This is a genomic window from Myxococcales bacterium (genome assembly GCA_016706225.1).
Lineage (GTDB): Bacteria > Myxococcota_A > Polyangia > Polyangiales > Polyangiaceae > JADJKB01.
This window is the reverse complement of record JADJKB010000003.1, coordinates 1,147,359-1,168,945: the sequence shown is the minus strand read 5'-3', so window position 1 is coordinate 1,168,945 and position 21,587 is coordinate 1,147,359. Positions and strand designations below refer to the sequence as shown.

The window sequence follows — 21,587 nt, the reverse complement described above, 5'->3', positions numbered from 1 at the left end:
GACCGCGTAGGCTCTGTGAATGTCCCCGCGCACTCTCTCGGTCTCGGTGATTTTTACGGCTGCGCTCGTCAGCCAGTCGGCTCTTGCTACCGGCGGTGACGGCTGGCCCGCCATGGCTCACGACCAGAAGCGCAGCGCGCGCTCGAGCGGAGTCGGCGCCATCAGCGCGACGCCCAGCGTGGCGTGGAAGCGATCCGTCGGTGGCGCGCTCGCGGAGAATCAGGTCGTCACCCACGACATCGACGGCGATGGCGCGAAGGACGTCGTGATGGTCTCGTCCGGCTCCGTCGTCGCTCGCCGCGCCAACGACACTCAGCTCTGGAAGAGTGAGAACATCGGCGCGCGGCGGGTGATCGCCGTCGCCGATCTGGATGGTCAGGGCCCGCCGGAGGTCATCGCCACCGGCGCGAGCCCGCTCGGGCTGTACGTGCTGAACGCTCAGACCGGCGCGACGCTCTGGTACAAAGCCACGGGAACAATCGCCATCGATGCCCTCGTGGTGCCGAATCCTTCCGGCGGCCAGCGCTTGTTTCTCAGCGAACAACTCGGCGCGCTGATTGGCTACGCGTTCTCGAGCGGCGTGACGACGCCGGCGCAAAATCAGATCTGGCAAGCCGCGGGCGCCCCGTGGTCCATCGACATGGCGGCGGGGGATCTCGACGGCGACGGCAAGCTGGAGTTGATCCGCGGTTACGATCGCGGCTTCGTGGCCTACGACGCCGCCACGGGCGGCGTGCGCTGTGATCAGGCGGGCCTGGTCACCGGCACCATCGCTCCCACGTATTTTCCGGCGTTCTCGGCGGTCGACGTGGATGGAGACAATCGAGCCGAGGTCGTGCTCTACGACTACAGCTACTACTACAGCGAGGACGCTGGAGTGTTCGTGGTGTCGTGCAACGGCGCCGGCGCAACGCTGACGCCGACCCTGCGCTGGAAGGACCAGTACGTCACCGACACGACGCCGGGCTCGGGCAACGACGTCGAGGTGAAACAGGTGCGGTATCTCGGTGACGCCGTGGCCAACCTGGACGGCGCCGGCAGCGCCGAGATCGTCTACTCGGTGTGGGACGCGGCAAGCTCCACCTGGACCACGGTCGTCAAGAACGCTGCCAGCGGCGCGACGCTCGCGTCCAAGAGCGGCGAGGTGCTCGAAGGCGTCGCGGACGTCGACGACGACGGCAAGCCGGACGTGCTGTTGCGCGAAGCGAGCGGCGTCGGCAGCTTTCCGAAGCCTTTTTTCAGCAAGCTGCGGGCGTACTCGTTTTCGGGCAGCGCGCTCGTCGACAAGGGTTGGGCGCTGGATGGTGCGCGCGCCGCGACGGTCAGCGCGCGCCGCTCGATGCTCGTGACCGGAGGCGCGGGGCAGGTCCTCGCGCGGCAGAACGTCAACGGTGCGGCCGACGCGGCGGCGGAGGCGTACGTGTTCCAGAAGGCGCTCGCGGCTTCGATCACCGACGCGCGGCCCGGTGCGCTCCTGGCAGTGCACGGCTCGAACGGGCTCATCTTGTTCAAGTATGCGTTCCCGGACGGCATCACCGGGGCCGTGCACCTGCTCGACTCGGGCATCAGCGCGGCGGGGGCGGCGGCGCAGTCGCTGGTGATGCTAACGGATGGCGGGCTGCGGGTGCTCGACAATCAGCTGTTGCAAAAGAACGAGCTCAGGCCGGGCAATCACTCCAAGCTCGTCAGCGTCGCGAGCTTGGATGGGACGAGCAACAAAGTATTCGCCGTCGAGTCTTCGGACGCGCTGGTTGCCATCGACGGCACGTTGCTCGACACCAAGGGGGTGCCGGTGACGACCTGGCGCCTGCCGGACGCCGCGCAGCCCGAGTCCCGGGGTTACGTCAACGCTCCGGGCATGCTGTTGCCAAAGACCGGCGGTGGCGCGCGGCTCGTGGTGCGGGGTCACTCCACCGCCAGCTACGAGGAGACGGCGCTGGTGGCGCTCGAAGCGAGCGGCTCCGAGGCCTGGCGCAAGGACATCGGTGCCGGGCGGAGCGTGGCCGGGTTCGACAACTTCGAGCTGCTCGACGATCTCGATGGCGACGGCACGCAGGATTTTTTCCTGACCGAGCTCGACGCCAAGAGTGAGCAGCAGCTGGTGATCCGAAAGGGCACCGACGGCAGCTCGATGGTCACGCGGCCGGTCGGCGATCTTTTCCCACCGAGCGGGGTGTATCTGCAGGGGCACGCCGCGGCGGACATCAATGGTGACGGTAAGCTCGACATCGTGTCGGCGCTGCACGGCTCGTGGTTCGTGGGTATCGACGTCTCGAAGGCCGGCACAGGCACGCCCAGCCAGGGTTTCGTGCAGCTGTTCCGCACTGGCAACGGGCCGAATGGTCAGGCGATGTTCGGTCAACTCGACGCGGACACGGAGATCGACATCGTGCGGGTGGCGTCGCAGAACGCGTTCGGTGCTTACGAACGACGCTCGCTCGCGGGTGTGGTCGAAGCGAGTTACACGCCCCCGACGCAGGTGGTGGCCGGATCGGACGCCAACACGGCGGCCTTGATGCGGCGTCCTGGGGTGGTCGGCGCAGAGGATCTGGTCTGGTCGGGCATGGCGGGAAACGCCCTGGGTGCCGTGGCGCGCGTGGGCGGTGCAACGATGACCGAGGTCTGGTTCGACTATCTGGCGGGCGGCGCGGTCTACGCGAAGGCATCCCCGCCCGCAAAACGCTCGGCGCTGTATGCGCCGATCGCGGTCGACCTCGACGGCGACGGGGACGACGAGCTCGTGCTCGGTTCGGACGACGGATACTTGTACGCACTCGATGGCGCGACCGGCGCGCTGGTTTGGTCGCTTTCGCTGGGTGCACCGGTCGTCCACGTGATCGCGGCAGATCTCGACAAGGACGACAAGGTCGAGCTCCTGTGTGCGGTCGACGACGGCACGCTGGTCGCGATCGACGCCACGGGCAGCTACACCAACGACGTGCAGCCGGATCCGCCCGACGCGGGCGTGGGCGGCAGCGCTGGAGTCGGTGGTGTCGGCGCGAGCGGTGGCGCGGCGGGCAACGACGCGGGGCCGGGAGGAAGCGGCGGCACGGGCGCTTCGACGAGCGGCGGCACGGGTGGCTCGAGCACGGGAGGCGCTGGTGCGGCGAGCGGCGGCAAGGGCGGCGGCTCCGGATCGGGCGACGATGGCGGCTGTGGTTGTCGGGCGGCGGGCGCTGACTCGAAGCTCGGAATGCTCGCGCTGATCGCCCTGACGTTGGGGGCGTTCGGTCGTCGGCGTCGACGCCCTCGCGGCTGAGCCGTGGGTGGGACAAGCTGCGAGGTCCCCGCAGTAACGTCGCCGGAGTGGGCTGTAACAGCGTGACGCTGACGTGCGGCGCCTGGGCGGGGCGTCGGCGGCAGAACTGCGGGAAAACCGCCTGACGGGGTGCTGGCACACGCATTGCTGAGTGAGCTCCCAAGCAATCAAACCGGAGTCACACGAACACCATGAGCCACGTCCCCGCCCTCGACCTCGAAGCCGCCCCCACCTCGATGACCGCTCGTGCCCAGGCGCGGCTCGAGGCTGCTGCCGAGTGCGCTGCGATTCAAGCCAAGGCAGCGGTCGAGCTCGAGCGCATCAAGCGTGAACAAGCGGAAGAGCTCAGCCGCGCACAAACGGGTGCAGCGAGTTCGCTGAAGCGGACGTGGATCGCGAGCTCGTGTGTCGGTGTGCTCGCCGTGGTGTCGCTCGTGGCAGCGTCGATGTTCTCGGGTGGGCCGTCGCTGTCGCATGACGGAGACGCGCTGGCTTCGGCGCCGGTGTTCGAGCCCAGCGGCATCATGACTCGCTCGAGCGCGCGCGCTGTGCGCGAGACGGGCAGTGAGGTTGTGGGAAGGCCGACTGTTGGCGACCCGGCCCGCGCCGTGGAGACCGCTCCCGGAAACTGCAACGAGTGGGACCCGCTGGCGTTCTGTCTGAAGCGCTGAACGTCCGGGGTGTCCGCGAGCGGTTTCGTGGCGAGCGGACCGGCGAAGATTGAGGGGATCGGCGGGCTTTCTCGCGTTTGACTCGAACCTCGTGGGGGCGGTCGGGGCATGACGTGCCGCGGCAATTTGTCGCTCGATGGAGCAGGCGTCTTGATTGCCATGGCCAGTTTCCCCCATCGACGGCACACTTCGGTGCATGCGGCACTTCCGGGGAGTAGCTACCGGCTTGGTTTTCTTCGCGCTCGGGTGCTCGGCAGCGAGCAACGACAGCAGTTCCGGCGGTGGTGGGAACGGTGCTGGCAGCTCCGCGACGGGCGGGGGAGGGACCATCGGCTTCGGCGGTACGGGCAGCGGCGGGCTCAACACGGGAGCCGGCACGGGAACCGGCGGGGGTGGTGGTGTCGGCAATGCTTGCGCGGGCGTGAAGCAGACGGCGGCGGGCACGCTGCCGGTCGACGTGATCTGGGCCGTCGATACGTCGTGCAGCATGAGCGAAGAGACCGCGGCCGTGAAGGCCAACATGAACAAGTTCTCGCAGCTGATCTCCAACGCCGGGGTCGACGTTCACATCGTGCTGGTCGCCGAGCAGTGGGCGCCATCGCCGTTCCCGGGGATCATTCCCGAAGAGGGTGTGTGCATCGACAAACCGCTCGGCTCGGGCCAGTGCCCGAACGACACCAACTTCCCGCTCTACGCCCACGTGTACGAGACGGTGAGCAGCACCGACGCGCTGCAGAAGTACCTGGACCAGTATCAGTCCTACAAGAACATGCTGCGGCCCGAGGCCGTGAAGATCTTCGCGGTCGTCACCGACGACAACTCGTCGTTGCCGGCGGCGCAGTTCACGACGCAGATCAACGCCGTCGATCCGACGATGATCAAGCCGGCGCAGTGGAAGATGTACGGCGTGTATTGCTACACGAAGTGCCCGAGCGCCGCGAAACCCGGCACCGTTTATCAGGAGCTCGTGACGCAGACCGGCGGGGTGTCGAGCGACATGTGTCTGCAGAACTTCGACCCGGTGTTCAACCAGCTGGCCCAGGGTGTGGTCGGTGCGGCGAAGCTCGACTGCGCGTGGGGCATTCCGCCGCCGCCCGCAGGCGAGCAGTTCAACCCGGGCAAGGTGAACGTGATCTTCACGCCGGGTGGCGGCACGGGCTCGCCCATCGGCAAGGTCGGCTCGGCCGCGGAATGCGGCCCGAACGGCGGCTGGTACTACGACAACGATCAGGCCCCGACCCAGGTGAAGGTCTGCGATAGCACCTGCCAGAGCATCCAATCGGATCCGAATGGGCAGATCGAAGTGCAGTTCGGCTGCGACACGATTTACGTGCCGAAGTAATGCCGGCGCCCGCGTTGCGCGGGTGCCTTCTCCAGCGAAAGTGCCCCCCGCCGCGGCGGGTATTCGGCACAACGCGAGCGCTTTCGTCAGCGCAAGCGCCTCCGCCGTGGCTCGCACGCTCGTACGCTGCGCGCCGCTCGCGCACGTGGACTTGTTTGCTCATGAGCTGGCGTCCGAAGACGTCCTCCCCTGCGAGAAGGTTGTGCGCTCGACAAAGCACACGCACGTTCTCGGGTTCGGAGCTGCCGCCGAGGGCCCGCGGCTGACGGTGGTCGAGCTCGAGGAACGCACGCGCCGGGCAGCGTTCGCCGTTAGCGCTCGTGTACGAGCAGCGCTCACCATCACGGGCGAACACCTCGCGCCGGGTCTTGTTGCTCACGCGCTCGGCGCGGGAGCGCTGGGGGCGGGCGGCTCGTTGGGCCTTGCCGAGCTTCTTCTTTTCGAGGTCGTGCAGCAGAAGCTCAACGGCTCGCTCCACGACCAACGCGATGTCTCGCTGCGGATTCGAGTGGCTCATCAGATCGAGCGCACGCTCGAGTTTGGCGCGCAACTCCGTGCTGGCGGTGAACTGGATCTTGTGGCGGTCTGTCTGAAGTTGCTTCGCGAATGCGGTGGTTCGACCGGACGACGCCGTGCCACGCGGCGACGGCAGCTTGCGGATCCGGGAAGGCACGTCCGGTTTGGGCGCGAGGCGCGCGACGACGGCCTCGACCTCGCGCTTGGTTTTTCCGGAGATCTCGCCGAGCAGCTCCACGTGATTTTCCGCAGTCAGGTGGGGACGGAGCAAGGCCAGCGCCGACAGGTGCACTTTGCCCGACGCCACCAGCTCGTAGATCACGGGGAACTTCCGCGCCAGACGCGCGGCGACGATGCGCCGGTAGGCCTCGCCTTCGCTCATGCCGAGGCGGCGGGTGCAAAAGTCGAAGAGGGATGGCGATGCGGCGCGCAGGTGCAGCCGGCGGTCTTCGACCTCGGCGAGGTAGTAGATGAACTTGGCGGTGACCCGGCGACCGGCCACGACGAGGGAGTGGGTTGCTTCGACGAGCGCGTCGTCGCTCAGTTGGTGGAGAGGCACGTGAGTCATGAAGCTCTCGTACCACGGAGATTTTTGTCCGCGCTGCTCGCACCAGGTGCGGCGTTCCTAGCGTCGGACGATGCTCGAAGTGTTTTCGTCGCGAGAGCGCGTCAGGCGACGAATGCGTGACGACAGTGCGCCGTTCGAACGGAGGTTGTCGTGCGAGCGCAGAGGTGCTCCGGAAATCGGTCAAGCACAATCGTGATCAAGAGGCATGTTTTCTCGTGCGAACATCGCCCACCGTGCGCTCCAATTCGACGTGCCTGCCGCGCGCGCACGGGCACGAGTGCCGGGTGGCCTGCTCCGACGCAAGCACGGGGGTCGGCAGCGCGGGGCCGCTTGCTCCAGCGCAAGCGCGTGGGTCGGCGGCGCGGGGTCGCATGCTCTTCGGCAGCGCGCAGTCGCCAGCTCCAGAGACCCCCCGGTCGGGGACCGCGGCCTACCCCTCGAACACCTCGTCCGTGATCTCCAGCCCGCGATCCACGATCGCAAACCCCTCCATCAGCTGCTCTTCCGTGATGTTGAGCGGCGGGTTGCAGGTGAAGCTGGACCAGCGCACGAAGGTGAACAGCCCCTCTTGCTCGAAGAACTTGGCGAGCTTGCCCATGGCGGGGTGGGTGCCGTTGTAGGGCGCGATCAACTCGCCCTTGCTGTTCTTCTGCACGTCCATCATGCCGAACAGCCCAATCACCCGACCTTCCTTCAAGCTCGGATGTTTCGCCGTCAGCCGATCCATCTCGCGGCGCACGACCTTCTCCAGCCGCGCGGCGTTCGCCACCAAGCCCTCGTCCACCATCACGTCGAGCACTGCGTCCGCCACCTCGAGACAGAACGGATGCGAGTTGTAGGTGAGGCCGCCCCAGAACACGTTCTTGTGGAAATAATCCCGGATTTCGTCGGACACACCGAGCGCTCCCAGCGGCACGTACGAGCTGGTCAGCCCCTTCGCCATCGTGACCATGTCCGGCACGATGTCGAAGTGCTCGAAGGCGTAGAGTTTGCCGGTGCGACCCATGCCCGCCATCACCTCGTCGCAGATCATCAAGATGCCGTGCTTCTGCAAGAGCGCGCGCAGTCCCTGCATGTAGCCCTTCGGCGGCACGAGCACCCCGTTCGTCCCCGTCACCGTCTCGAGGATCATCGCCGCAATCGTCTGCGGCCCCTCGTACATGATGATCTCCTCCAGGTACTGCAGGTTGTTGGCGGTGATCTCGGCCTCGGTCTTGCCGAAGCTGTAGTAGTACGGCGTCGGGTCCATCACCCGCACGACGCCGGGCATGCCCGGTTCGTTCGGCCAGCGGCGCGGATCACCCGTGAGCTGCATCGTCGCGTTGGTGCCGCCGTGATACGCGCGGTGCCGCGTCAAGATCTTCTGGCGCCCGGTGAACTGCTTGGCCGCGCGGATGGCGTTCTCGTTCGCCTCGGCCCCGCCGAGGGTGTAGTAGAACGTGTTGATGTTGCCCGGCGTCAGGTCGGCCAACCTCTTGCTGTAGCGCGCGCGCACCTCGGTGGCGGTCTGCGGGTAGACGTAGATCAAACCGTCCGCCGCTTTCTTCATCGCCGCCACCACCTTTGGGTGGCTGTGACCGATGAGCACACTCATCAGCTGACTGTTGAAGTCCAGGATGCGCTTGCCCTCGGGAGTGTACAGGTAGACCCCCTCCGCGCGGGCGATGGGCAGGGGATTCACGGCGTCGGTGGCGGCCCAGGTGTACAGGGTGTGGCGCTTGCAGAGGTCGATCATCTCCTGGGTGTCCATCGGCGTCCCTTTCGTCCGCTCTCCGCGGCTTCAGCAATTTCCGGGCGGCGATGCTACGACCGTGCAAGGTGCGGCGCTAGAGGACGCGCGATGCGAGCGGGGTTCATGCCGAGGTTTGTGGCGGCCGCCGCAGTCGTCCTGCTCGATGGCAGATTCGCATGCTCACCACGGTCCGGTGGCTGCGCGGCGGCGCCCGGTGCCGCTGCGAATGGCACTGCGCACCTTTCGCGCGCCCTGGAGAACAGGTGTGACCAAAATCTGACGGTTCGGGGTCTGGCGCGGCGCTAGGTTAACCTCGACATGACGGTCGCGGTGCTGGTCAACCTCCGAGCGCGGCATGGCTCCGAAGCCATCGGCAAGCGCATTCGTCAGATCTTGCCGCGAGCGCGCGTCGAGGTGACCAGCACCCTGGACGAAGCGCGAGACTTCGTGCGCGACGAGCTCACTACGTTGCGCCCGGAGGTGCTCATCTCCGGCGGCGGTGACGGCACCGCGGTCGCGCTCTTGAACGAGCTGCGTGATCACGGCCTCACCGTTCCCGCCTTTGGTCTGCTGCCGCTAGGCACCGGCAACGGCTGGGCTCGAGCAACCGGCGACGTCGGCAAACGCGCCGCGCTCCGCGGGCTGTCGCATCTGAACGAACACGCGGCGCCGCCGCTCGTTCCCTTCGGTCTGGTCGAGACCGAAGGTCGGATCACTCCCTTCGCCGGCACTGGCTGGGACGCCGAGGTGCTCGCGGACTACAAGGCCACGCGCGAGTCGGCGCTGCGCACCAAGCGCGGCGTGAGCGCGCGGGCAGGCTACATGCAGAGCCTGTTCACCCGCACCATCCCGCGCCACCTGTTCGGCTTCACGCCGCCGAACGTGCGCGTCGTGAACCTGGGTGAGCCCGCGCTTGCCGTGAGCCCCACAGGTCACGCCGTGCCGCTCGACGACGCGGGGCCCGGTGCGGTGCTCTACGAGGGCCCGGTCAGCGTCGGAGGCGCCGCGACCACCGAGGAGCTGGGCCTGGGTTTCCGCGCGTTCCCGTTCGCGCACCTCACGCCCGGGCGCATGCACGTGCGCGTCTATGCGGCGTCGGCGCTGCAGGCGACGGCGCGCATCCCGTGGCTCTGGCGTGGCGCACACCCGCTGCCGAACGACCACCACTTCCTGGTCACCCGCTGTCGCTTCGAGTTCGACCGCCCGGTGCCCTTCGAGATCGGCGGCGATCTCGCGGGTGAGCGCACGGAGGTCGAGATGAACTACCTGCCGAACGCGGTGCCACTGATCAACTGGCGAAAAATGCGGCGAGATCGCGTCGCAGCGGCGTAGCCAAGCCGGCGGCCCTGCGGCAAATCCTCCAGCGCGAGATGCAGGACCCGCAGTCGAGGATGTACTCGCAGATGGGCTTCTTCGCGTGGATGTGGAAGGCAGAGGCGGACCTCTGGCTATTCGACGAAGCGGATACGGAGGACTACAGCTCGGTGTTGTCTCCGAGATCGAGCTCTACCAGAAGGTGAGCTTCTCCCTCGATTCATCCGCGCGTCAGCTCAAGCTCAACTGGGGTCCCGAAGACGGGGATCGAGCCAAGGTCGAGGCGAGCCCGGACCCAGCGAATCCCAACGCCATCGCGTGTGATGGAGCCACGGTCGTCTGCATGAATCATCTGCGAACCGACGCTGGTGAACCGTTGCCGGGCTACTGAGCGCGGCTCTCCGCGCCGCGTGCGGCTCCGGACCGCGACGGCGGGCGGCACCAAAGAGGTGCGACCAGCAGAAGTTTGCGGAGTCCGTCCCCGGAGGGCGTATCCTTCGCGGATGGGCCAGCCGGGTGCTTCCAGCCGAAGTCGCCAGGCTTCGCGCCTGTTGGCCGCGCTGGGCTCGACGCTGCTGCTCGCCGCGTGTCTCGGGATCTCGGATGTCACCGAAGACGACGCCGGAGCGTGCGGACCGGGCAAGGCCGACTGCGACAACGACGGGAGCAACGGCTGCGAGACGACGCTCGCGACCAACAAACAGCACTGCGGCACGTGTGGCAATGCGTGTTTGAACGTGCCCGGAGCGACGGTGGCCTGCTCCAAGGGCGCGTGTGAGGTGAGCTGCAGCGGAGCGTTCCGAGATTGTGATCTCGACCCGTCGAACAAGTGCGAGACGGACATTAACCAGAGCCTCGAGAACTGCGGAGCCTGCGGGAGCGAGTGTAAGGGAGAGCACGCATCGAGCACGAAGTGCGTCGAGGGGAATTGTGCGTTCAGCTGCGACTCAGGGTTTTCCGATTGTGATGGCGATCCCGGCAACGGCTGCGAGACCGAGCTCACGAAAGACGTGGCGAGCTGTGGAGCTTGCGGGACGGCGTGCCCCAAGTCGGACGCGGGCGCGCAAATACCCTGTACCGCCGGCCAGTGCCGTTTCCTGGCGTCGTGCAAGGAGCTGGTCGGCTCCGGCGCCCCGAGCGGTGTGTACAGCCTCGCCTCGGCGAACGCCCCGCCTTACCAGGCGTACTGCAACATGGACGCGGACGGCGGAGGCTGGACGCTGCTGCTGAAAGCAAATGGCAAACTGAAGACATTCGAGTGGGGAAGCTCGCTGTGGACGAATGCCACGCCGTTGAACGAGACCTCGCCGGCTCCCCCGCCGGGAAACGACCACTCCAAGTTCACCGAGGCCAAACTCGCTGGCTACGCTTCGCTCCCCTTCGCGGAGCTCCGGTTCGAGACCTGGGATCCGCGCGACTCGAAGCTGCGCGCCGTCAAGGTTGGCAAGTCCGCGCCCTCGCTGCTCTCCGCCGTCCAGAACGGCAGCGCGACCTCAGTCAACAAGAACGACTGGCTGTCTCTGATGGCGCAGCCGCTCTATCACCAGGACCTGTGCAACCTGCAAGGCTTCAGCCGGTCGGTGAGCGGCGCGGCGGTGCGGCTGGGTTTGATCATGAACGAGCCGAACACGGGCGACGCCAACTCGTGCTCGACGCCGGATACCGCGGTGGGCATCGGCCTCGCGCAGTACGGCATCTCCTGTGGCAACTACGCCGGGGGCCTGGTGGACAAAGTGATCCCGAAGATGCCGTCGTCGCCGCAGGTGCTGCCGGCGTACTGCTATCTCTACGTGCGGTAGGCGATCTCAGCCCATCCAGGTCGTGTCGGGTTGCAGATCCCACTTCATGGTGACCTTGCGGGGTCGCGTCCAGAAGTGGAAGCCGTCGAGGCCCGTCAGGTTGCCGTGCCCGAACTTGCTGTGGTTCCAGCCGCCGAAACCAAAGGGCTCGCGGGGCACGGGCACCCCGACGTTGACGCCGACCATGCCGGCCTCGACCCGGTGGGTGACGTAGTCGGCGACGGCGCCGCTGGTGGTGAAGATCGCCGCGGCGTTGCCGTAGGGGTGCTTGTTCTCGATGGCGATGGCCTCGTCGAGGTTCTTCACTCGCAAGATGGACAGCACCGGCCCGAAGATCTCGTCCTGCCACGCGCCCATCTCAGGCGTCACCCCGTCGATGATGGAGGCGCCGGTCCAGTAGCCGTCCTTGCCGCCCTTCTGACCGCGGCCATCGACCACGACCTTGGCGCCCGCCTTCTCCGCCTCGGTCACGTAGCGCTCGATGCGCTCCACCGCCGCGCTGCTGATCACGGGCCCGAGCTGTTTGCCCGGGGCGAGTAGTTTCGCCTTCTCGATGATGGGTCCGAGCACGTGGTCCACGTCGCCGACCGCAACGAGCACACTGGCCGCCATGCAACGCTGGCCCGTGCAGCCGGTGAAGGAGGCAACGATGTTGTCGACGCTCACCTTCGGATCGGCGTCCGGAGCCACGATCAGGTGGTTCTTCGCGCCGCCCAGGCAGAGCATGGCCTTGCCGGAGGTGGCGCCGCGGCCGTACACGAGCTTCGCGACCTTGGTCGAACCCACGAAGCCGATGGCGCGGATGGTCGGGTGATCACACAGGGCGTTCACCACGTCCACGGAGCCGTTCACGATGTTGAACACACCGTCCGGGAGCCCGGCTTCCTTGAGTAGCTCGGCGAGCTTCATGCTGCCCATGGGCACCTGCTCACTCGGCTTCAGCACGAAGGCGTTTCCGCCGACGATGGCCTGCGGCAGCATCCACAGGGGGACCATGATCGGGAAGTTGAAGGGCGTGATGCCCGCCACCACGCCGAGGGGCTCGTGGATCTCCTTGCACAAGACACCACGGCTCACCTCGAGCTGTTCGCCCGCGCCGCCACCGTTCGGCAGCGCGGCGCCGAACTCCGCGCACTCGATGCCCTTCTCGACGCTCGCCCGCGCCTCTTCGATGGGTTTGCCGTTCTCGTGGGTCACGAGCCACGCGAGCTCTTCGAGGTCGCGCTCCATCAGCGCTTTGAGCCGGTAGAACACCTGCGCGCGCTCACGCATCGGAACCTCACGCCAGCTCTTCTGCGCGCGCTCGGCGGCCTTCACCGCGAGGTCGACGTCTTCCGCACCCGAGATGGGCACGTTGGACATGGCCTTGCCGTGCCGCGGGTTCTCCACCGGGATGGTCTTCTGCGTGGTGGCGTCGCGCCACTCGCCGCCGATCCAGTTCTTGACCGGAACGTACTCGACGAAATCGTAGGAACGGGCGGAAAATGCCGGCAGCTTGCTCGTACTCATGACGCTTTACTCCTCACAAGGGAACGGTGCGCGTGGGGTGGTGCGACCGAACCGGATCGGTGACTCGGGCTCGCGGTCAACTGACACGCGCCCGGGCGAGGCGCGAAGCATGACGCGAGCCCCCGCGTCCTTCAAGCCCGAGAGACCGTTCAGTGCTCGGACGCAGATGCGTCCGGGCTTCCATCAGGACCGCGGCGCGAAAATCTCTTGTGGGCTGGCGACGCCGCGCAGCTGGTGTGGGCCGAGGGATACGAAGTCGGGATCGGGACAGGCCTGAGCAAAGGCGCCGGTCAGGAGCAGCGAGCGGTTCAGCTGTTTGCACAGGGGTTCGACCCGGCAAACCTCGTTGACGGCGGCGCCGATCGCGGTGAAGTCGAGGCGCTCCCGGGCGCCGATGTTTCCGAACAGGACCTCGCCCACGTGCAGGGCCAGCCCCATTTCGATGGGTTCGTCGAGCGCCCGGATCCCGTCCAGCGCCGCCCGCGCCGCGGCCAGAGCGCGCCGGCAGGCCTCGCCGCGGTCCGTGGTCACCGGAAAGATCGCGAGCACCGCGTCACCGATGAACTTCAAGATCTCCCCGCCGTGGCCGTCGATCGGGCCCGCCACGACCTCGAAGTATCGATCCAGGATCGCCACCACCTGGGCCGCAGGCTGGCGATCGGAGAGCGTCGTGAAACCGCGCAGGTCGCAGTACCAAATGGCAGCCTCGATGGGCACACCCGAGCCCCGAGTGACTGCTCCTGACAGGACGCGCTCGGACGCGCTACCTCCCAGGTATACTTGGAGCAGACTCTGCATCGTGAACTCCAGGCAGCGAACCTCCACAGCGAGGGACAGCGGGGCGAGCAGCTCGCGCAGGAGCTCGAGAGCCGAGTCCGGGAACCCGCCGGGCTCACGCGTGGCGTACGAGATGTATCCGCGCCGGCCCCCGCCGATGCGCAGGTGTTGCACCAGGTAGTCGGTGGCGCCGAGCTCGGCCAGCTCGCGGCAGATCGGGAAGTCGAGCTGAGCCTCGGGTCCGGTCAAGCGACGGCGCAGCTCCGCAATTCGATCCTGGTAGACGCGGGCGACGGGGCTATCCGTGTAGAACGGCGAGGTCACGATGGACTGCGACCTGAGTCCCAGCACCGCCACGCCACCTGCCTCCCAGCGCACGTTGTAGAAGGCGACTTCGGGGTGGATGGACGAGAAGCTCGAGCTGATGCGCCAGGCCGGCACGCCGAGCTCTCCCAGGTGTTCGCCCACCGCGCCGATGAAGGCCGCGCCGTCGAGGCGGGCCACCTCCGGGCTCGTCAGCCAATCCAGAATCGCCACCTGGAAAGCATAACAGCGCGCTCTGCCCAGACTCGGACGAATCATCCGAGTCTCACGCGCTCGAGGCGACGAGCCCGAGAACCCGAAGCTCTCGGGCTCGGCCGCACTCAGGGCCGAACGAGCTCTTCGTAAGCGTCCGGGCGGCGATCGCGGAAGAACTGCCAGGTCTGGCGGACCTCCTCGATGAGGTTCAGATCGAGATCGGCAACGACCAGCTCGTCCATGTCCTCGCTCGCCTCGGCGATGATCTCGCCGCGCGGGTTGACGAAGTACGAGTTGCCGTAGAACTTGCCGATGTTCCAGGGCGCCTCGGTGCCGACGCGGTTCGACGCGGCGACGTAGTACCCGTTCGCCACCGCGTGGGCGGGCTGCTCGATCTTCCACAGGTACTGCGAGAGGCCGGCCACGGTCGCGCTCGGGTTGAAGACGATCTCGGCGCCGTTCAGGCCGAGGCAGCGCGCACCCTCGGGGAAGTGGCGATCGTAACAGATGTAGACGCCGACCTTGGCGAACGCCGTCTGGAACACCGGGTAGCCGCCGTTGCCGGGACGGAAGAAGTACTTCTCCCAGAAGCCCGAGACCTGCGGGATGTGCTGTTTGCGATACTTGCCGAGGTACTTGCCGTCGGCGTCGATCACGGCAGCGGTGTTGTAGAACACGCCGCGCATCTCTTGTTCGTACAGCGGCAGCACGATGGCCATGCCGTGTTTCTTGGCGATGGCCTGGAACATCTCGGTGCTCGGGCCCGGAATGGACTCGGCGGCCTCGTACCAGCGTTTGTCCTGGCTCGGACAGAAGTACGGACCGTTGAAGATCTCCTGCAGTCCCAGGATCTGCACGCCCTTCTTCGCCGCCTCTTCGATGAACGGCATGTGTTTGGCGAGCATCGCCTCCTGGATCTTCTTGACCGGTGCGCTCTCGTCGTTGAGGGCGTTGGCACACTGAATCAAACCGCAACGAACAATCTGGGGCATGGCTCGCGTCCTCCCTCGGAGTGGACTCCGAGAAGTGAATTGGCGCGTAGAATACGCAGGCCCGAGCCGAGCACCAGCGACTTAATCGCGCGGAGCGGCGACGGCGCGGACGCACGAGGATCCGGCGAGTTTCGCTGGCGCTCCGATGTTCAGTGCGTTCAAAGCATCGATCGAGTTATTCTCGGGGACTCAACCGATCGGAAGAACCATGCTCGCCACCCTACGACCCTGCCCGGAGTGTGAACGACACGTCCGGTACACCGAAGCGGCCTGCCCATTTTGTTCGGCGGCGCTGCCGCTCGAGGCGCCGAGGGAAGTTCCCGATGTCTCCCGTCTCTCGCGCGCAGCGCGAATCGCTTTCGGTGCAGCGCTTGCAACGGCTTGTGCGGGCAGCCCGGGTGCAGGTCCTGGCCCTGGCCCCGGGCCAGCGCCGGTCTACGGTGGACCGCCGCCGGACGAACAGGGCCCCGACGCTGGACTCGGTGCGGGCGAGGACGAGGGCAACCCCGCGCCGATGTACGGCATGGCACCGGACGAACCTCCGCCCGAAGCCATCAAGGATCCGGGCGAAGTGCGCACGCTGTACGGCGCGCCGCCGCCGCCCAAGTGAAGACTGCATGCCCACCGCGCCGGTGATTCGCCGAGCTACGCCGAGCGACTTGCCGCGCGCAGCGGTGCTGGCGGCGGAGCTGGTGCGCATGCACCACGCCGTCGATCCCGGACGCTTCCTGCTCGTCGACGGTGTCGAGGAAGGTTACGAAAGCTGGTTCCGACGCGAGCTCGCACGTGAGCACGCTCGCATCTTGGTGGCGGAGCTCGACGCACACATCATCGGGTACGCCTACGGAACCCTCGAAGGGCGCGACTGGAACCTGCTCTTGGATGCTCACGGCGCAATCCACGACGTGTTTGTCGAGAGCTCGGCGCGTCGAACGGGCGCCGGTCGGCTGTTGGTCGAAGCGCTGATCCGCGAGCTCGAGACCCTGGGCGCGCCCCGCATCCTGCTGTCGACGATGGTGAACAACACGGCGGCGCAGGCGTTGTTTGCCGCAGCTGGTTTTCGGCCGACCTTGCTGGAAATGACTCGTGGTGGCGCGGACTGAGGCTCAGGCGAACACACCGAGCTCGATCAGCGACAGCGCGATGACCTCCGTCGCGCGCACCAGATCTTCGATGGCGACGTATTCGTCAGGTTGGTGCGCCAGCTCGAGGATGCCGGGCCCGTACGCCACACAGTCTTCGATGTCACCGAGGCGCGCGAAGTGTTTGTGGTCGTAGGTGCCGGGGCTAGCGACCAGGGTGGCGGGGCGTGCGTACACCGAGGCGACAGCGCGCTCGAGCGCCGCGACCAATGGCGAGCCCTCCGGCGTGCGCACGGGGTGGAACACCAGGAGATCTTCCAGCGTGTAGCGCCGCGCCGCGTCTTCTCGCGTCGCGCGGGCCAAGAGCTCGACGATCTCCGCGCGCGCGGCGTCGAAGCCCTCCTCGAACAAGAAGCGCCGGTCGAAGATGGCTTCGGCGCGGTCCGCCACGCACGGTGTCTGCGGTTCGCGTCCCGCCTGCCCGCCCAGGATGGCGTTGACGTTGAGCGTTGCGTGGCGCGCGCCCTCGGGCACCACGGGGACGGCGGTGGTGCGGCTGGCCAGCACCGGCTGAAGCTCGGTCCGCATTCTTTCCACGAGGTGAGCCAGGTGGTCGATGGCGCTCACGCCGAGGAACGGCATGCTGCCGTGGGCGACGCGACCCTCGGCGGTCACCTTGAACCAGTACACCCCGCGGTGTCCGATGCAGATGCGGTCCGGGTTGAGTGGCTCCGGGATGATCACGTGATCGACCCGCTCGCGGCGGATCACCCCTCGCTCACACAGCCACGCCACCCCGGCCTGCCCCCCGCTCTCTTCGTCGATGGTGCCGGAGATTTCGACGCTGCCGCGGAGCGTGAGGTCGGCGCGCCGCAGGGCTTCGACTGCGTACACCGCGGCGGCGATGCCGGCCTTCATGTCGGCGGTGCCACGCCCGTAGATCTTGCCGTTCTTCACCACGGCGGCGAATGGCTCGACGCTCCAGCCCCGATTGGCCGGAACCACGTCGAGATGACCGTTCAGGTGCACGGCGGGGTGAGCGTTCCCACCCAGACGACCGAGCACGTTCACGCGTGGGTGGGCGACCGTGTGCTCCGGGCGCCCCTCGGCGTCGTGATAACTGATCTCGTAGCCACTCTGTGCGAGCTGCTTGCCGAGCAGCTCGGCGGCGTCGCGATAGTTCTCGCCCGGTGGGTTGACGGTGGGCACACGCACGAGTGCACAGGTCAGCTCGATCAGCTCATCCGTCGCCCCTCGAACTGCTTCGAGGACGCGGTCACGCGCAGCAGCAGTCACGACCGATAGTATGCAGAGACAGCTCGCGTGCCGCTAGCGGCGAGCGTTTCGCGCGACCCTGCCAGCCTGTGCCGGAAATTTGCCGACTGGGGTTCGCAACGCGACACACACGCGCTACGCTGCCCCCCATGTCCCGACGGCTTCGTTTCATCAATCTCACGGGCGCCATGGCGCTCGGTGCGGTCGCCCTCAGCGCGTGCAGTACCTCGGACAGCGCGGGCGGCGGCTCCACGGATCCCGGTGAGCAGCTCGGTGTCAGTTGTGACGGCAAATGTGATGGCTGGGGTTCGATCACCTCGCTCTGGCGCGACGCCAAGAAACTCGACCTGGGTGATCTGATGAGTGTGGGCGCGGGCCTCGCGTCGGACCAATTGAACGACGCGCTGACGGTCAGCACCTATGCCGGCATCAAGCTGGGCGAGCCCAAGGTGTACGCGACCGCCGACAAGGCGAAGAACGACCTGACGCTGGGCAACCTCGACAACCTGGCCACGGGCCTGGCGGTTGCGTACGGCGAGCGTGAGCTGACCACCGAGGTCAACCGGCTGCGACGCGAGCACCTTCATGCCTCGAACGACAGCGTCTACGGCGAGTTTGCCTTCCAGATTGGGGCGTCGCTCGGTCACAACTGGGGGCTGACCGCGGGCGGGCTGGGTGGGGCAAGTGTGTCGGTCGGCTTCGCCGCGAACGGGAACCTCGCGGCTCGGGTGATCGCACCTTTCGGCAGCGAGGCCGCGGCCCTCGGGGGCGCACCGCTCGCAGCGATCAAGAGCACGCGCGGATTCGTCGTTCCTCGCAGCGCGTCCGACGTGCGCGCCATGAAACCTGGGGAGCTCATGGCCCTCAGCGGCGCGGGCAGTGTCGGTCTGAACCTGGGTGTCGGTGTCCCGCTGTTGGTTGCGACACCGGCCGCCGGCGTCAGCTACAACCTCGTGCTCTCGGGCGGTCTGCGCGCGCACCTGTCCGGGCAGATGGACGTGCAGCTCGTGCGCCTCGCGGGTGACGAGGTCGTCGTGGACGTGGGTGTGTCGAGCGCATCGGTCAAGAGCGCGAGCATTGCGCTGACGGATGGCTGGGGCATCCAGGGACTCGTGAAGAGCAAGGTCAGCATCGGAGGGATCGATGTCGATCTGGGCCGTCTGGTGGAAAAAGCGCTCCAGAACCAGATGAACGCCAAGCTCAACTTCATCGCCGCGCGCGCCGAGAAGACCAAGAAAGAGACGCGATTGTCGGTAGCGCGGCTGCGCTTCAAGCTGGATGGCGGTTCCGATCCGGCCGCGATCGAACAGGCGCTCGCCCAGGCGCTGCGCGGTGACATCCGGTTGGCACAGGCGCTCTCGGCTCAGGGTGATCCGAGCGTGATTGCCGAGTTCGATCTGTCGCGCTCCGGCGTGGCGGCGACGTCGTACGCAGGCATCGACATCTTCGGCATGAGCTTCTTCAAGAGCATCGAGGAGACTCAGGGCTCGGTGGTGATCCAGACGCCGGGCGGCGCACGGACGCTGCTCTTCGACGGCCTCCACAAACAGAGCGGCTGGCTCTTTTCGTCCCACGGCCACACCCGTGTTGGCATGAGTGGGCTGGTGTTCGACCCGGCGAATCCGAGTGTGCCTGCCCAGGGCGAGGCCAATCTGTTTCTCCAGGCGGAAGAGGGCGACGACTACATGGAGCGCGACAAGCTCCTCGATCACCTCGACGCCGTGATCCAGAGCCTGGGCGGCAACGCCGCGCTCACTGCCATCGAGAAGCCGGGCAACGAGCTTCAGCGCTACGTGGTCAAGGCGTGTCCGAACAGCAAGGCTTTTGATCCGTGTCGGCTCTCGGTGCTCGATGACCCGCAGGTGGTCAAGCTGCGGGCGGACGGCGCGGCGGCGCTGGACCAGGCCATGGCCGGAGTCGAGCCCGCTGCCAAGGATCTGGTCACGAAGGCCGGCGCGCTGCGCCTCACGGCGCAGGCAACCCTGGAGCCGGCCGCATCGCTCGTGGGGCCGCCGACCTCGGTCGTGGTCGATCTTCGTCTCGATGACAAAGCGCTCGGCAGCCTGTTCGCGAACAAGAGCGAGTTCGAGCTGAAGAACGCGCTGACCGCGTACCTGCGAGCGGTGATGATCGACCGCGGCGCCTCGGACTCCGAGATTGCCACGAAGCGGGCGTCGATCCCGAGCGCCAAGGATTCCGCGGTGCTCGAGGCAATGGCGGCGGAGTACAAACTCCACGCGCTGAGCTACGAAAAGCTATCGGCGGCCGAGCGCGCAGTGATTCAGAACGTCGGGACCGTGGGCCCGCGCACCGTCGAGATCCGCTTCCCGGTCGATGCCTCCAACCGACCGGACTACGACAAAGCGACTGCGGCTTCTCTGAGCCAGGCGCGCGCGCGAGAAGCGCAGACGCTGTTCGACAACCTGGTGAAGCTGGCGGACGGCTTCGACCCTCACGCCGAGCAGCCGGTCTTGTACGCGCTGCTCGCGCTCACGCCGCCCAGCGCCGCCGACGTGCGACTGAACTTGCAGATGAGCACCTCGAACACCTGGGCGCAGGACTTCGAGCACTACAAGAAGGCCGGTTACGCCGGCTTCGACGTCTACGCCCGCGGCTCGTCCGTGGCGCAAATAGACGGCGGGCTGTTCGACGTCAACGCGCTGATTGCGTTGAAGTAGGCGTTGTTCAGCCGTTTGCGGGCTCGGTTTGCGCGCGTTCCCCATCCGCAGTCGATGGCTTCGTTGCCAGCGTGAGTACCGTGTACACCAGGAACGACAGACCAAAACCCACGAACCAGGCGTAGTGGTAGAGCTCGGTCCAGAACGGGCTGACCTTGGCCCACTTCACCACACCGAGGAAGCCCGGCAGGTTGGGTAGGATGCCGGCGAGCAGCGCGATGATGGCGATGGGGTTCCAGCCGCCCTTGTACCAGTAGGGCCCGTCCTTTTCGTACAGGCGGATCAGGTCCAGCTTCGTCTTCCGGATCACGTAGTAGTCGGCGATGAGCACGCCGCCGATGGCTCCGAGCAGCGCGGAGTAACCCACGAGCCAGGTGAAGATGTAGCCGCTGGGATCGGACACCAGACGCCAGGGTTGGATCACGATGCCGATCACGCCGGTGATCAGCCCGCCGGTGCGGAACGAGATCTTGGTGGGGGAGATGTTGGCAAAATCGTTGGCGGGGCTCACCACGTTGGCGGCGATGTTGGTGGCCAAGGTCGCGATGCAGAGCGCCGCGAGCGCAACCACCAAGAGCACCGGGTTCTTGAAGCGGGTCATCAGCACCACCGGATCCCAGATGGTTTCGCCGTAAATCACCACGGTTGCGCTGGTCACCGCCACACCGATGAACGAGAACAACCCCATCGTGGTCGGCAGGCCGAGCGCCTGGCCCGCTACCTGATCACGCTGTGAATAGGCGTAACGCGTGAAGTCGGGAATGTTGAGCGAGAGCGTCGCCCAGAAGCCGACCATGCCGGTGAGGGCCGGGAAGAAGAAGGACCAGAACTGTCCTGCCTTGGGCTGGCCCGCGTCGAAGGCGCTCGGCTTTTCCAGCATCGGGCCGAACCCGCCGGCCTTGGAGTAGGCCCAGTAGAGCAACAACAAGCCCAGCGCGATCAAGAGCGGCGCCTTGATGTTCAAGAGGATCCGGATCGACTCGATCCCCTTGTAGATGACCCACATGTTGATCGCCCAGAAGAACAAGAAACACACCAGCTGCGGCGTGTTGATGCCGATGAACGGCAGGTTGCCGAGCTGCTCCCAGCTCGGGATCCACACGCTGAGGATCTTGTAGATGGCCCAGCCACCAATCCAGGCCTGGATGCCGAACCAGCCGCAGGCAACCAGCGCGCGCAGGATGGCGGGCACGTTGGCGCCCAGGATGCCGAACGAGGAGCGGCAGTAGACTGGAAACGGGATGCCGTACTTCGTGCCGGCGTGGGCGTTGAGCAACATCGGCACGAGCACGATGGTGTTGCCGAGGAAGATCGTGAGCACGGCCTGCCACCAGCTCATGCCTTCGGCGATCACGCTGGACGCCAGCATGTAGGTCGGTACACACGCCGACATCGAGATCCAGAGCGCGGCGATGTCCTTCGTGGCCCACTTGCGCTCCGACAGCATCACCGGCGCCAGATCGTGGTTGTTGTAGGGCGACTCGATGGTGCCCACGACCTCGAACATCTGCCCTTGATTGCGGACCTCCGGCGGTCCGGTGTGCAGATCTTCTT

General features: G+C 66.7%; 16 protein-coding genes. 10 read left to right on the top strand and 6 right to left on the bottom strand.

What is annotated here, in order from left to right:
* The first annotated feature begins 19 nt into the window (after nucleotides 1-19).
* From IPI67_06785 to IPI67_06770, 4 genes are all read left to right on the top strand, one after another.
* Nucleotides 20-3,259 (top strand): VCBS repeat-containing protein, encoded by a 3,240-nt coding sequence (locus tag IPI67_06785; GenBank protein MBK7579897.1) that lies wholly within the window; start codon nucleotides 20-22, stop codon nucleotides 3,257-3,259.
* A 191-nt stretch (nucleotides 3,260-3,450) separates the two neighbouring features.
* On the top strand, nucleotides 3,451-3,930 hold the full coding sequence (locus tag IPI67_06780) for a hypothetical protein (GenBank protein ID MBK7579896.1): 480 nt from the start codon (nucleotides 3,451-3,453) through the stop codon (nucleotides 3,928-3,930).
* Between the two features lie 226 nt (nucleotides 3,931-4,156).
* A complete protein-coding gene (locus IPI67_06775; protein ID MBK7579895.1) occupies nucleotides 4,157-5,272 on the top strand; it encodes a hypothetical protein in 1,116 nt (371 codons plus the stop codon).
* Between the two features lie 415 nt (nucleotides 5,273-5,687).
* Nucleotides 5,688-6,476 (top strand): hypothetical protein, encoded by a 789-nt coding sequence (locus tag IPI67_06770; protein MBK7579894.1) that lies wholly within the window; start codon nucleotides 5,688-5,690, stop codon nucleotides 6,474-6,476.
* A gap of 310 nt (nucleotides 6,477-6,786) precedes the next feature.
* Here IPI67_06770 and IPI67_06765 read toward each other — a convergent pair whose 3' ends face one another.
* A complete protein-coding gene (locus IPI67_06765) occupies nucleotides 6,787-8,106 on the bottom strand; it encodes an aminotransferase class III-fold pyridoxal phosphate-dependent enzyme (protein MBK7579893.1) in 1,320 nt (439 codons plus the stop codon).
* 300 nt (nucleotides 8,107-8,406) lie between these two features.
* On the opposite strand from IPI67_06765, the gene IPI67_06760 reads away from it, so the two are divergent.
* The 3 genes from IPI67_06760 (at nucleotide 8,407) to IPI67_06750 (ending at nucleotide 11,201) form a co-directional block, all read left to right on the top strand.
* Nucleotides 8,407-9,420: a diacylglycerol kinase gene (locus tag IPI67_06760; protein ID MBK7579892.1), complete on the top strand. Its 1,014-nt coding sequence runs from the start codon at nucleotides 8,407-8,409 to the stop codon at nucleotides 9,418-9,420.
* A 184-nt stretch (nucleotides 9,421-9,604) separates the two neighbouring features.
* On the top strand, nucleotides 9,605-9,793 hold the full coding sequence (locus IPI67_06755; GenBank protein MBK7579891.1) for a hypothetical protein: 189 nt from the start codon (nucleotides 9,605-9,607) through the stop codon (nucleotides 9,791-9,793).
* 112 nt (nucleotides 9,794-9,905) lie between these two features.
* Nucleotides 9,906-11,201: a hypothetical protein gene (locus IPI67_06750; GenBank protein MBK7579890.1), complete on the top strand. Its 1,296-nt coding sequence runs from the start codon at nucleotides 9,906-9,908 to the stop codon at nucleotides 11,199-11,201.
* Nucleotides 11,202-11,207: 6 nt separating this feature from the next.
* Here IPI67_06750 and IPI67_06745 read toward each other — a convergent pair whose 3' ends face one another.
* The 3 genes from IPI67_06745 to IPI67_06735 all read right to left on the bottom strand — a co-directional run bounded on the left by IPI67_06745 (nucleotide 11,208) and on the right by IPI67_06735 (nucleotide 14,998).
* Nucleotides 11,208-12,710, bottom strand: a complete 1,503-nt coding sequence (locus IPI67_06745; protein ID MBK7579889.1) for a CoA-acylating methylmalonate-semialdehyde dehydrogenase — start codon at nucleotides 12,708-12,710, stop codon at nucleotides 11,208-11,210.
* A 183-nt stretch (nucleotides 12,711-12,893) separates the two neighbouring features.
* Nucleotides 12,894-14,024, bottom strand: a complete 1,131-nt coding sequence (locus tag IPI67_06740; GenBank protein MBK7579888.1) for an adenylate/guanylate cyclase domain-containing protein — start codon at nucleotides 14,022-14,024, stop codon at nucleotides 12,894-12,896.
* Nucleotides 14,025-14,131: 107 nt separating this feature from the next.
* Nucleotides 14,132-14,998: an acyltransferase gene (locus tag IPI67_06735; protein ID MBK7579887.1), complete on the bottom strand. Its 867-nt coding sequence runs from the start codon at nucleotides 14,996-14,998 to the stop codon at nucleotides 14,132-14,134.
* A gap of 208 nt (nucleotides 14,999-15,206) precedes the next feature.
* On the opposite strand from IPI67_06735, the gene IPI67_06730 reads away from it, so the two are divergent.
* Both IPI67_06730 and IPI67_06725 read left to right on the top strand, forming a co-directional pair.
* A complete protein-coding gene (locus tag IPI67_06730) occupies nucleotides 15,207-15,608 on the top strand; it encodes a hypothetical protein (protein ID MBK7579886.1) in 402 nt (133 codons plus the stop codon).
* 7 nt (nucleotides 15,609-15,615) lie between these two features.
* Nucleotides 15,616-16,101, top strand: coding sequence for a GNAT family N-acetyltransferase (locus IPI67_06725; protein MBK7579885.1), 486 nt, complete (start codon nucleotides 15,616-15,618; stop codon nucleotides 16,099-16,101).
* A 3-nt stretch (nucleotides 16,102-16,104) separates the two neighbouring features.
* Here IPI67_06725 and IPI67_06720 read toward each other — a convergent pair whose 3' ends face one another.
* Nucleotides 16,105-17,376, bottom strand: a complete 1,272-nt coding sequence (locus tag IPI67_06720) for an acetylornithine deacetylase/succinyl-diaminopimelate desuccinylase family protein (protein MBK7579884.1) — start codon at nucleotides 17,374-17,376, stop codon at nucleotides 16,105-16,107.
* A gap of 128 nt (nucleotides 17,377-17,504) precedes the next feature.
* On the opposite strand from IPI67_06720, the gene IPI67_06715 reads away from it, so the two are divergent.
* Complete coding sequence (locus IPI67_06715) at nucleotides 17,505-20,033, top strand: hypothetical protein (GenBank protein ID MBK7579883.1); 2,529 nt, start codon at nucleotides 17,505-17,507, stop codon at nucleotides 20,031-20,033.
* A 7-nt stretch (nucleotides 20,034-20,040) separates the two neighbouring features.
* Here the strand turns inward: IPI67_06715 and IPI67_06710 are convergent, their stop codons facing one another.
* Complete coding sequence (locus tag IPI67_06710) at nucleotides 20,041-21,540, bottom strand: NCS1 family nucleobase:cation symporter-1 (protein MBK7579882.1); 1,500 nt, start codon at nucleotides 21,538-21,540, stop codon at nucleotides 20,041-20,043.
* Between the last annotated feature and the right edge of the window lie 47 nt (nucleotides 21,541-21,587).